12 protein-coding genes and 2 tRNA genes are annotated in these 11514 nt (G+C 28.7%); 8 read left to right on the top strand and 6 right to left on the bottom strand.

Features of this window, described 5'->3' with window-relative positions; all coding sequences use genetic code 11:
- The first annotated feature begins 50 nt into the window (after nucleotides 1-50).
- From KJR01_RS00875 to pepT, 4 genes are all read left to right on the top strand, one after another.
- A tRNA-Arg gene (locus KJR01_RS00875) sits at nucleotides 51-127 on the top strand.
- Between the two features lie 4 nt (nucleotides 128-131).
- Nucleotides 132-216, top strand: a tRNA-Leu gene (locus KJR01_RS00870).
- Between the two features lie 147 nt (nucleotides 217-363).
- Entirely contained in the window at nucleotides 364-1920 is a 1557-nt protein-coding gene (locus KJR01_RS00865) for an AbgT family transporter (RefSeq protein ID WP_214115937.1), read from the top strand.
- 2 nt (nucleotides 1921-1922) lie between these two features.
- The gene (gene pepT / locus KJR01_RS00860) at nucleotides 1923-3125 is read left to right on the top strand and encodes a peptidase T (protein ID WP_214115934.1); all 1203 of its coding nucleotides are present in this window, start codon (nucleotides 1923-1925) and stop codon (nucleotides 3123-3125) included.
- Between the two features lie 26 nt (nucleotides 3126-3151).
- On the opposite strand, the gene KJR01_RS00855 is transcribed toward pepT, so the two are convergent.
- From KJR01_RS00855 to KJR01_RS00830, 6 genes are read right to left on the bottom strand one after another with little or no spacing between them, the layout of a single operon-like run.
- Nucleotides 3152-3826, bottom strand: coding sequence for a hypothetical protein (locus tag KJR01_RS00855; protein WP_214115932.1), 675 nt, complete (start codon nucleotides 3824-3826; stop codon nucleotides 3152-3154).
- A gap of 57 nt (nucleotides 3827-3883) precedes the next feature.
- Entirely contained in the window at nucleotides 3884-4642 is a 759-nt protein-coding gene (locus tag KJR01_RS00850) for a pilus assembly FimT family protein (protein ID WP_214115930.1), read from the bottom strand.
- A complete protein-coding gene (locus tag KJR01_RS00845; RefSeq protein ID WP_214115928.1) occupies nucleotides 4620-5219 on the bottom strand; it encodes a pilus assembly FimT family protein in 600 nt (199 codons plus the stop codon). The genes KJR01_RS00850 and KJR01_RS00845 overlap by 23 nt, the downstream gene beginning before the upstream one ends.
- A 2-nt stretch (nucleotides 5220-5221) precedes the next feature.
- Entirely contained in the window at nucleotides 5222-6550 is a 1329-nt protein-coding gene (gene radA, locus KJR01_RS00840) for a DNA repair protein RadA (RefSeq protein ID WP_214115925.1), read from the bottom strand.
- Nucleotides 6543-7418 (bottom strand): signal recognition particle-docking protein FtsY, encoded by an 876-nt coding sequence (gene ftsY, locus KJR01_RS00835; RefSeq protein WP_214115923.1) that lies wholly within the window; start codon nucleotides 7416-7418, stop codon nucleotides 6543-6545. The genes radA and ftsY overlap by 8 nt, the downstream gene beginning before the upstream one ends.
- Nucleotides 7418-7993: a TlpA family protein disulfide reductase gene (locus tag KJR01_RS00830; protein ID WP_214115921.1), complete on the bottom strand. Its 576-nt coding sequence runs from the start codon at nucleotides 7991-7993 to the stop codon at nucleotides 7418-7420. The genes ftsY and KJR01_RS00830 overlap by 1 nt, the downstream gene beginning before the upstream one ends.
- A gap of 45 nt (nucleotides 7994-8038) precedes the next feature.
- On the opposite strand from KJR01_RS00830, the gene KJR01_RS00825 reads away from it, so the two are divergent.
- From KJR01_RS00825 to KJR01_RS00810, 4 genes are read left to right on the top strand one after another with little or no spacing between them, the layout of a single operon-like run.
- Nucleotides 8039-8593, top strand: coding sequence for a 5-formyltetrahydrofolate cyclo-ligase (locus KJR01_RS00825; protein ID WP_214115919.1), 555 nt, complete (start codon nucleotides 8039-8041; stop codon nucleotides 8591-8593).
- Nucleotides 8580-10160 carry a ribonuclease Y gene (rny, locus tag KJR01_RS00820; RefSeq protein WP_214115917.1) on the top strand — a complete coding sequence of 527 codons (1581 nt, stop codon included), beginning with the start codon at nucleotides 8580-8582 and terminating at the stop codon, nucleotides 10158-10160. Before KJR01_RS00825 ends, rny begins: the two co-directional genes overlap by 14 nt.
- Nucleotides 10160-10708: a DedA family protein gene (locus tag KJR01_RS00815; protein ID WP_214115909.1), complete on the top strand. Its 549-nt coding sequence runs from the start codon at nucleotides 10160-10162 to the stop codon at nucleotides 10706-10708. The genes rny and KJR01_RS00815 overlap by 1 nt, the downstream gene beginning before the upstream one ends.
- Entirely contained in the window at nucleotides 10705-11484 is a 780-nt protein-coding gene (locus KJR01_RS00810) for a DUF535 family protein (RefSeq protein ID WP_214115907.1), read from the top strand. Before KJR01_RS00815 ends, KJR01_RS00810 begins: the two co-directional genes overlap by 4 nt.
- The last annotated feature ends 30 nt before the right edge of the window (nucleotides 11485-11514 follow it).

Raw genomic sequence — 11514 nt, 5'->3', positions numbered from 1 at the left:
AAGCAAAAATTAATTTTATTAGGATAATATACAGCTTTTATTTTTAGTGTGCGTTCATAGCTCAGCTGGATAGAGCAACGGCCTTCTAAGCCGTAGGTCAGAGGTTCGAATCCTCTTGGGCGTACCACTTAGCGGATGTGGTGAAATTGGCAGACACGCCAGACTTAGGATCTGGTGCAGCAATGCGTGGAGGTTCAAGTCCTCTCATCCGCACCACTTATCATCTTAGTTATATTTTTTCAATTATATTTTTAATATTTGTTACGAAAAGTTACATTAATACATAAAAGTGCTAATTTTCTTTGCTTAAAATCTGATTTTATTGTAACATAAGTCCTTTCATTTTATCAAAAAGGAGCCTTAATGGTAGAAAACCAGCAAATCAAACGAAATGGATTTGAAAAAATCTTACACAAAATTGAAGTATTAGGAAACAAATTGCCTGATATTACAATTCTTTTTTTAATTGCATTTTTTATTGTGATGATTTTAAGTTTTGCATTAAGTTTTATTGACTTTTCTTATATTCATCCAGTTAGTCACGAAAAAATTGTAGTTAAAAATATGTTTGAAATTCATAATTTAACTGAATTAATAGTTAGATTAGGCGTTAATTTTATAACTTTTCCTGCTTTACAATTAGTTTTAGTTGCTACTTTAGGAGTTAGTATTGCAGAAGGCAGTGGTTATATTAGAGCATTACTAATTAAAATGATAGGAATAGTTCCAAAAAGCATTGTTGTTCCTGTGGTTATATTAATTTCTATATTTTGCCATATAGTATCGGATAGTGCTTATGTATTTTTAATGCCAATTGCAGCTGCTATGTATTATAGTGCAGGTCGCCATCCAATAGCTGGAATTACTACTTCATTTGCTGCACTTGCAGGTGGGTTTAGTGCTAGTTATATTCCAAGTGTAGTTGATCCGTTAATGCAAGAATTTACTCAAAAAGCAGCAAGGACAATTGACCCTGAAATAAGCGTAAATGTATTGTGTAATTATTTTTTAAGTATTTTTTCAACCTTTAGCGTAATTGCTGCTTGTTGGTTTGTTAGCTCAAAAATTATTGAGCCTATGCTAAATAAAACTATGCCTATTGATAGTGATTGCAAAATCGCTCATTTAGAAAATGAGAAATTAAGCTCACAAGAAAATAAAGCTTATTGGGGAGCGACTTTAACATTTATATTTATGGCTTTATTATTATTTGTTGTATCAATCCCAGAGAATTCTGTTATGCGTGGTGCTAATGGCTCACTTACTAGTGCTGATGCAGCTTTAATGAAAGCTATTGTTCCATTAGTATTTTTATTCTTAGCAATTCCAGGATATGTTTATGGAAAAATTAGTGGCTCTATAAAAACTTCAAGTGATTTATCAAAAATGGCTGCTAGTGGTTTAAATACTCTTACTACCTTTATTGTATTTTGTTTCGTATGCGGGCAGTTTTTATATGTATTTAATACTTCAAATCTTTCAACTCTATTAGCAATTTCAGGAGCTGAGTTTTTAAAGAGTATGAATATGCCTTCAGTTTTCACCGTTTTAGGAGTGATTATATTTACAAGCTTTTTAAATATTTTTGTTACATCAGCTACATCAAAATGGGCTATATTAAGCGTTATTTTTGTTCCTATGTTAATGTTACTTGGAATTAGCCCTGAACTTACTCAAGCAGCATATAGGACGAGTGATAGTGCAGTAAATGTTATGACACCTATGTTTCCATTTTACCCATTAGTGATTGGTTATTGTCAAAAATATTATAAAAAAACAGGAGTTGGAACACTTAGTTCATTAATGCTTCCATTTGGTATTGCTTTATGGATAGCTTTAGTTGGTAGTTTATTTATATTCTGGGCTTTAGGTCTTCCGTTAGGATTTGATACTACTTATGTTTATAATTTTAAAGGTTAGATATGTTGGTAGAAGACTTTATAAAATATGTAAAAATCTCATCTCAAAGCAACGCTAGTAAGAGTAATACTCCTACTAGCGAAGGGCAGTTGCAATTAGCGAAATTATTAAAAAGTGAGCTAGAGAATTTAGGACTTAGCGAAATTAAGCTAAATGATAATGGCATTTTAACCGCACTTTTAGCTGGTGATAAAACTAAGACTAGCTTAGGTTTTGTAGCTCATCTTGATACTATTGATGTTGGGCTTAGTCCTTGTGTAAATCCTAAGATTTTAAGATTTGAAGGCAAGGATTTAGATTTAGGCAAGGCAGTTTTAGAGATTTCTAAACACCCTGAAATTATGAAGTATTTAAATGAAGACATTATTTTTAGCGATGGTTCATCTGTTTTAGGGGCTGATAATAAGGCTGCAATTGCTGTTATTATGAACTTAATTAAAACTCTTAAAAATAGTGATATTAATCATCCTGATATATTTTTAGCTTTTGTGCCTGATGAAGAAATAGGGCTTTTAGGCTCAAAGCAGCTTAATTTAGATGATTTTAGAACAACTCATCCTTATACTATTGATTGTTGTGAGGTTGGGGAATTAATGTATGAGACATTTAATGCAGCAAGTGCAAAGCTTAATATAATAGGCGTTTCAGCACACCCAATGAATGCTTATAAAATAATGCTAAATCCAACTTTATTAGCAAATGAGTTTATAAATCTTTTTGATAGATTACAAACCCCTGAAAATACTAAAGATAAAGATGGATATATTTGGATAAATGAAATGCACTCAAATCAAAACGAAGCTAGTGTGTGTTTAAATATAAGAGACCACGATAAAACTAAATTTGAAGAGAAAAAAGAATACATTAAAACTTGCGTTGATTTTATGCAAAATAAATATAAAAAAGCTAGTTTTAAACTAGAAATGAGTGATACTTATTACAATCTAAAAGATGCTCTAAACGATGATAATAAAGATAGTTTAGATAAATTATATAAAGCTTTTGAACTATCAAATATTAAAGCAAATACAATTGCTATGCGTGGCGGGACTGATGGAAGTGCGTTGAGTGTAAAGGGTCTTTTTACCCCGAATTTTTTCACAGGAGCGCATAATTTTCATTCAAGATTTGAGTTTTTACCTGTTAAATCACTTGAAAAATCTTATGAAGTAGCACTTAATTTAGTAAAAATATATTCAAACTAGGAATTTTAATTCCTAGTTTTAAATTCTTAAAAACTATATCCTAAATTAACTCCGTATCTAATACCTTTAGCTATTACATCATTTGTATAACTTGCTTTAATTCCTGCATAAAAGCCGTCTAAATTGCGAGTGAATTTATAACCTAGCATAAGATTTGCTTCATAATTTAGTCTTTTTTGTTGCTCGTTAAATAATTTATCTCTTTTATTATCTAAATAAAATTTTGCAAAAGCACTAGCTTCAACAACTAATCCTTCATCAAAAATATTCATAGTGCTAGCTCCTAATTTGATTAAATTAGTATTAGCTACTAAATCTTTAGTATTAGTTTTGCTTTTGATTTTTTCATGACCTAAGCCACCTAAGATATTAAAGCCTGATTTAACTCCTACATTATTATTAAAAAATCCAATACCACCTAATACATTAACAGCAGTATAAGTGCTTGAAATTTTGCCACTTTCTATATTATTTTTATATTCTGAATCAAAGTCGTGAATGCTTAAGTCTGCACCAAAAACAAAATCATTATCATAATTACTAAGTTTATAAGAATTTATAAAAATTCTTCCTTGATAAATACCATTATCGCTTAAATTAAGCCCGTAATCTTTAGCTTTTCCTACCATAAAATCAGCACCTACGAAGTTTTGTGCGTTTAGGCTGATTACACATATTAGTGTTGATAAAATTTTTTTCATATTATCTCCTTTTTAAAAAATGTTAATTCTATATTTGTATTTTTATATTTTAGTAATTTATAAATTATGACAATATATAGGCTTTTTGATATTAGAAATAAGTTGTCCGTTATTATTTTTAGGAATTGTTGTAAAACCTACATTATTTATTACAATACATATTGAGTTATTTTGGTCTATATTAGTTGATTTGCTTAGTCTAATAATATATGAATTAGCTTTTATTAGATTATAAGTTTTTGATTTATTAGTATATGAACTTGCAAATAATTCTCCTAATTCATTTACCATTATTCTGTGAGTTTTTTTGTATTTATTATTTAGATTATAAAATACATCAATTTTAGTTATACCAAAGCTTTTTGTAAGATTTGTCCTTGTTGTAAGCAAATTATCATCTACGCTTATTCCTGCATATCTAGTTCCAATTAGTTTTGTTTTGTCAAATAAATCTTTTGCTAATTCATTTGCATCTGGATTTGATGAGCTAGAACCTATGCTATCGCTAAAAATACTATATCCAAATTCTTGATGATTGCATTTGTATTTGTTATATGAAGTTTTTGTATTTGCTACACAATGAAAATATATTTGCCAATATGATTTATCGTAATTTGTCGTATAATCATATACATCGTAATTTAGTGCTAAATCACGAAGTATATAAATATCTTGAGATAAACTCCTAGCTGCTAGGATTAAAGAATTTGAATTGATTTTTGATATTGCTATACTTGAGAGTATTCCAGCAACAACTAAAACTAAAACTAATTCAATTAAAGTAAAACCTTTTTTACTTACACGCAGCTCTGTCAATATGTACAAATCCAGAATATTGTTCTACATAAATACAAGCTATATCACTACCTTTTGAAATTTCTATTTTAAATCCACTTGGATTTTGATTAAAGTTTAAAGGCTCTCCTAATTCATTAAATATAATAGTATCAGTTGGTGCTGTAATACCTTTAGGGGTTGTTGATGTAGTTGGTGTAAATGTTATATTATATTTTTTAATTTTAAGAATAGCTGTTCTTGTAGCACACGCTTCATCTTTTTCAAAATCACATATTCTTTTATCAGGATTTAAAAAATCTTCAGCATATTCTGCTAAAACTGGTGTTGTTCCTTTTGAGTTATATTCAACTTTACTAATTTTATAAATCTTATTAGAAGCTATTGTAAAACGATAATATTTATTATGATAACTATTTGTTCCATCATAAGCGTCATCTCCTAACGCTAGAATTTTTGTATATCTAATATCGTTTGCAATACTTCTAGCAGCATCTATTAATTCACTTGTATGTATTTTAGAAACAGCAACCGCACTAAGTATAGCACCAACAACCATAACAACTAATAATTCAATCATAGTAAAAGCTTTTTTCATACTTACATCCATTCTAAAACTTGAGCTAACTCATTAGCTACAAAGCATTTAATACCTTTAAAATTACTTTTATTTGGAATTATAGCATTTTTAAAGCCTTGATTTTTTGCTTCATTAAGTCTAATATCAAGGCTAAAAACTTCGCAAATTCCACCATTTAAACTAAGCTCTCCAATAAATACACTCTCATTGCTTAAAACTCTATTTTTAAAGCTAGATATTATAGCAGCCGCAACTGCTAAATCAGCAGCAGTTTCGCTAACTTTTATCCCACCGCTAATATTTATAAATACATCATATCTTGCAAGTGGAATTTCTAATTTTCTCTCAAGCAAGGCTAAAATCATATCAAGTCTATTTCTATCAAATCCCGTTGCACTTCTTTTAGCATAAGCACTTTCACATACTAAAGCCTGAACTTCAAGAGTAATTGCTCTGCTACCTTCTAAAATAATAGTTAGAGCACTTCCTGCGTGATTTTTACCTACAAATCTAGTTTTAATATTGTTTGCGCTTATAAGTCCATTTTCGCTCATTTGCCAAATGCCTATTTCGCTAGTGCTTCCGAAACGATTTTTAAAGCCTCTTAAAATTCTTAATTCCTTACTAGCATCACCTTCAAAATAAAGCACCACATCAACCATATGTTCAAGCACTCTAGGTCCTGCAATTGAGCCTTCTTTAGTGATATGTCCTATTATAAATGTGCTAATATTATTGCTTTTGCTTAGTTTCATTAGTTCAAATGTAAGCTCTCTTACTTGAGTGATTGAACCAGCGCACGAACTTATATTTTCTGAATAAATAGTTTGAATACTATCTATAATTAAGACTTCATAATTATTGCTTAAAACTTCATTTTTAATATTTTCAAAACAAAGTTCTGTAAGTAAAAACAAATTATCTTCATTAGCATTTAGTCTATTTGCACGAAGTTTTATTTGACTTTTACTCTCTTCAGCACTAACATAAAGGACTTTTTTGCCATTTTTCGCTAAGTTTGCAGCGGTTTTTAAGAGTAAAGTTGATTTGCCAACACCAGGAGAGCCACCTAGTAAAACTAATGAGCCTACAACAAGCCCACCACCTAAAACCAAATCAAGCTCTTTATCATAAGTTGAAAATCTATCAACTTGCTCAATTAAAACTTCTTTAATACTAACTGCTTTGTTTGAATTTGGTTTTATTTCGTTTTTTAATACTTCAATTTGAGTTTGGTTTAATTCTAAATATGAATTAAATGCCCCACATTCAGGGCATTTGCCTAAAAATCTAATTTGTTGATTACCACAAGCTTGGCATTCATAAAGGCTTGATTTTTTCTTAGCCATTGTTAAAAATTCCGTCTAAAAGAACCTTTAAATATTCATTTGCTTTAAAAGGAGCAATATCATTTGCACCTTCTCCATATCCAAAATATAAAATTGGTAGCTCTAATTCTCTTGCGATTGCAAATAATGAACCACCTTTACTTGTTCCATCAAGTTTAGTAATAATTACTCCATCAAGCTTTACTAAATCATTAAAAACTTTTGCTTGATTAATACCACTATTGCCTTGAGTTGCATCTAGGACTAGAATTTTTCTATGTGGAGCGTTTTCATAAGCACGAGATGAAATTCTTATTATTTTTTCTAGTTCATTTGCTAGATTTTTTTTATTTTCTAATCTTCCTGCTGTATCAATAATAACATTATCATAACCTTTGCTAAGTGCTTTTGTAATGGTATCAAAAGCAACTGCACTTGGGTCATGCCCTTGCTTAGTGCTTACAATATCGCAATTATTCTTACTAGCCCAAAGTTCAAGCTGCATAATTGCACCTGCTCTAAAAGTATCACAAGCTCCTAGTAAAACTTTTTTGCCTTGATTTTTATAAAAATTACTTAATTTTCCTATGGTTGTAGTCTTTCCTACTCCATTTACACCTAATATCAATTCTACAAATGGTTTATCATTAGAATTTGAATTAGGATTTTCATACATAAAATATGAGCTCATTACTCTTTCTAAATCTGCTCTTTCAACTATATCTTTAGGTGGTAAGTAGTATAAAATCTCTTCTACTATTTCATAAGTAATATCAGCATTTACTAGCATTTCTTCTAATAAATCTTTACTTATTTTTTTGTTTTTTGGTTTTACTTGATTTATAGCTTCAAGTGTTTTTGCTAAGCCTTTTTTTAAAAAATCTAACATTATTTCATAACCTTTTGAATATCAATATCAAGCATTTCTTCATAAACTGCACCTAGATAGTTGTTTATGTTTTTACCATTTTGGTCGTATAAAGCAATATATGGAATGCCGTTAATTTCTCCTAAAACTTTTAAAAATGTGTAATTATTATCACCTGTAACAATATCATAGCTAATACCATTATCCTTAATAAATTTAGCTATTTCTTCATCACTTTTATCTTCTAATAAAACACCAATAACTCTTAATCTATCTTTATATTTTAATGCTAAATCATTTAAGTGTGGAATTTCAGCCTTGCAAGGTGGGCACCAAGTAGTAAAGAAATTAAATAATATAATTTTATCATTTGAAGTAAATTCTAAGTCTTTATTATCATTATTAATTCTTTTAATTTCAAAAATCTCATCGCTATTATAAAATTTTAAAGAGAATTTAATTAGTCTATTAAAATCAGGTTCTTTTTTAACTTCAACTTGAGTAATTTGTTCGCTTTCTTCTTCTTTTTTATCTTCTTTCTTATCAAAACAAGCTGTAAAAAACAATAAAGCAACGCTTAGCAATATAGCTTTCATTTTAATTCCTTATGTAATATGCTTATAAATTTTTTAGGTTAGATTATGGATAAAAAGTTAATAAGAGAAAAATTTCATAAAGAAAATTATAAATTTTGTAAAAATTACGGAAGTTTTAGAGCTATTTTAAAAATAATATCTAAAGTTAAAACAAATAAAAAATTAAATCTTTTAATTTATATTGCAAAAGATAAAGAAATAAATCTATATAAATACAAAAGATTTTTATGTAAAAAATTCAATATTTATATTCCAAAAATGCTTAGTGATAATAGTTTAGCTTTTAATAAATTAAGGTTTCCATTAAGTGAAGTTAGATTTAAAATAAAAGAAAGCTCAAGTAAGATTGAAAATGTTAAAATTGATATTGCAATTATACCTGTTTTAGGAATTGATAAGGATTTTAGAAGAGTAGGTTTTGGCAAAGGATTTTACGATAGAACTTTTTCTAAAATTGATTATGATTTATTAATTATTTTTATTCAAAATATAAAATCCGTTACTAAAAACAAAATTTGTTTAAAATCGGATATTCAAGGCGATTTTTATATCGCAAATGGTAAAACAATAAAAAGAAAGAGAAGTTATGACATTAGTTGAAATTATATCGTTATTAGCGGTATTTATTCTAGGAGGAGCATTAGGGGTTTTAGTAGCCAAAAGAATACACGAAGCTCATTTTAAAATTCACGAAGAACAAGCAAAAGCAAAAGCAAAAGTGATTGAATATGAAGCTGAAAAAATACTAAGAAATGCTGATAAAGTTCTAGAAAATGCCAAAGCAAGTGAGGGTAAGATTGAGTTGAGTTATAAAAAATCTTATGATGAAAAGATTTTAGAACTTCAAAAAGAACACGATAAGAAAATTCTAGAAATTGAGAAAAAAGAGCAAATTCTAGCAATAAACGAACAAAAATTAGATGAATTTAAAGCAAGTATTGTAAAAAGCGAGCAAGCTGCAAATGAATTGATGGAAGAAGCAAATATGCTTAAAAAATCTTGCGAAGCAAAAATGCAAGAATTATTAAGCAGTATTGAAAATATAAGTGGTTTAACTCAAAGCGAAGCAAGAGAATTAGTAATAAATCAAGCTAAAGAAGATGCAAGAGATGAAATCGCTCATATCGTAAGAAAATGCGAAGAAGAAGCAAAATCTCAAGCAAAGGCAAAAGCAGGATATATCCTAGCACAAGCTACTACTAGATTTGCAGGTGAATATGCAAGTGAGAGATTAATTAGCGTAATAAATCTTAAAAGCGATGATTTAAAAGGAAGAATTATTGGTAAAGAAGGAAGAAATATAAAAACACTTGAAATGGTTTTAGGTGTTGATGTAATTATTGATGATACTCCAAACGCAATTATTATTAGCTCATTTAATGTTTTACGCCGTGCAATTGCTAAAAAAGTAATTGATTTATTAATAGATGATGGAAGAATTCAGCCAGCTAGAATTGAAGAATTACACGAAAGAGTTTCAAAAGAATTTGAAGAAGAAATGTTTAATGAAGGTCAAAATATCATAATGGATTTAGGACTTACAAAAATGGCTCCTGAATTAGTAAAATTAATTGGCCGTTTAAAATATCGTGCAAGTTACGGACAAAACGCATTAGCACATAGCTTAGAAGTTGCACATTTAGCAGGAATTATCGCAGCTGAATGTGGTGGTAATACAAGACTTGCAAGGCGTGCTGGAATTTTACATGATATTGGCAAGGCTTTAACTCACGAATATGAAGGTAGCCATGTTGATTTAGGTGCTATGGTTTGTGAAAGGCACAAAGAGCATCCTGTGGTATTAAACGCTATTTTTGCTCACCATGGGCATGAAGATGCTTTAAGTATTGAAGCTGCTGCAGTTTGCACGGCTGATGTTTTAAGTGCGGCAAGACCAGGTGCTAGAAGAGAAGTTTTAGAAGCGTTTTTAAAGCGTGTTAGTGAGCTTGAAGCTATTGCAAAACAACATTCTCAAGTTAAAAAAGCTTATGCAATTAATGCTGGTCGTGAAATTAGAGTTATTGTAAATGCTAAGCTAATTAATGATGATGAAAGTGTTCTTTTAGCTAAAGAAATAGCTAGTGAAATAACAAGCAGCTTACAATTTCCAGGAGAAATTAAAGTAAATGTTATCCGTGAAACTAGAGCTGTGGAGCTAGCGAAATAATGCAAGAATTTATAGAAAAATTTGTAGAATACGGATATATTTTAGTATTTTTATACTCTTTAGGCGGCGGTATGTTAGCACTGCTTGCCTTAGGAGTGTTTGCAAGTGCTTATAATGTAAATCCTTATATTAGTATTTTAGTAGCTTTTGTAGGTAATTTTTTAGGCTCGTCAGCTTTATTTTATTTTACTAGAGCTAGTAAAAAAGACTTTCAAAAACATCTTGTAAAGCATAAAAGAAAACTAGCTCTTTTAGTAGTTTTATTTAGAAAAAATGGCTTTATTTTTACTTTAGTTTGTAAGTTTGTTTATGGGCTTAAAACCTTAGGTCCAATAGCAGCTGAGATTTCAAAATTAAGCTTTTTTAGATTTAGCATTTATAATCTAATTTCTTGTTTTATTTGGGCTATTGTGGTGTTTTATGCTGCGTTTTATTTAGGAGATAGCTTGGCTAAAACTTTTGATGAATATTCATCTTATATGCCAATTATTTTACTTGTTTTATTGATTGTGATTTTTACATATTTAAAAATAAAAGCGAAGAAATGAAGAGTAAAAAATTATTAAATATTAGATTTTTTTTAAGAAAGATAATTCATTTTAAAAATCATAAATTCCTAAATCAAATTCTACTAGATTATCCGAAATTATCTAAGAAATTTAGCGAGAATTTAAAATATCACAATGATATGTTATGCAAAAAATACGGGGCTACTAATTTTACTTTTGAATATTCAAATGAATGTTTTAAAAGGGATTTAGAAATTATTACAAATAGATTTTTGGATATTTTAAGTAATGATGAGATTATTTTTAATGAATTTGATTTAAAAATTACGCTTAGCTCAAATCCTAAAGTAATTAGCGAAGGACTTTTTACAATTCATTTGCATTATAAAAATGAACTTTTATATTCTTTAAGTTTTGTTTTATTAAATGATGCTTTATTAATCACAGCCTTACAGGGTAATTTAAATACTAAAGATGAGATAAAAGAATTTACTAAAGTTTATTTTGGCTTAAGACCGCTTAATTTTATTATATTTTTTGCTTTTATTTTTGCTGAGTTTTTAGGTATAAATAAAGTTTGCGGAGTAAAGGATAGATTTTTAGTATCAAGATTTAAACGCAATAGAAAAAGAGATGGAAGAGTATTTGTAATACCAAATTATGACGAAATATGGCAAGAAAATACAAAAATTATTAAAGAAGAAAAATCATTTTATGTATTAGAATATTTGCAAAAAGATTTAGAAGAAATACCATCAAAAAAACGCTCAATGTATAAAAAAAGATTTGAGTTCTTAAAAACGATTAAATTGTAAGCAATAATTATTCCTAACTAGCTAAAATGC

This window comes from Campylobacter sp. 2018MI10 (genome assembly GCF_018501175.1).
GTDB lineage: Bacteria > Campylobacterota > Campylobacteria > Campylobacterales > Campylobacteraceae > Campylobacter_E.
The sequence above is the reverse complement of the archived record's forward strand: the minus strand, read 5'-3'. Positions and strand labels throughout refer to the sequence as shown.

Bases quoted from the DNA above. Each gene is read 5' to 3' on its own strand.
- KJR01_RS00845 (WP_214115928.1), bottom strand. From the start codon at position 5,219: ATGAAAAAAGCTTTTACTATGATTGAATTATTAGTTGTTATGGTTGTT.
- KJR01_RS00855 (WP_214115932.1), bottom strand. From the start codon at position 3,826: ATGAAAAAAATTTTATCAACACTAATATGTGTAATCAGCCTAAACGCA.
- KJR01_RS00825 (WP_214115919.1), top strand. From the start codon at position 8,039: ATGGATAAAAAGTTAATAAGAGAAAAATTTCATAAAGAAAATTATAAA.
- rny (WP_214115917.1), top strand. From the start codon at position 8,580: ATGACATTAGTTGAAATTATATCGTTATTAGCGGTATTTATTCTAGGA.
- radA (WP_214115925.1), bottom strand. From the start codon at position 6,550: ATGGCTAAGAAAAAATCAAGCCTTTATGAATGCCAAGCTTGTGGTAAT.
- pepT (WP_214115934.1), top strand. From the start codon at position 1,923: ATGTTGGTAGAAGACTTTATAAAATATGTAAAAATCTCATCTCAAAGC.
- KJR01_RS00810 (WP_214115907.1), top strand. From the start codon at position 10,705: ATGAAGAGTAAAAAATTATTAAATATTAGATTTTTTTTAAGAAAGATA.
- ftsY (WP_214115923.1), bottom strand. From the start codon at position 7,418: ATGTTAGATTTTTTAAAAAAAGGCTTAGCAAAAACACTTGAAGCTATA.
- KJR01_RS00865 (WP_214115937.1), top strand. From the start codon at position 364: ATGGTAGAAAACCAGCAAATCAAACGAAATGGATTTGAAAAAATCTTA.
- KJR01_RS00815 (WP_214115909.1), top strand. From the start codon at position 10,160: ATGCAAGAATTTATAGAAAAATTTGTAGAATACGGATATATTTTAGTA.
- KJR01_RS00830 (WP_214115921.1), bottom strand. From the start codon at position 7,993: ATGAAAGCTATATTGCTAAGCGTTGCTTTATTGTTTTTTACAGCTTGT.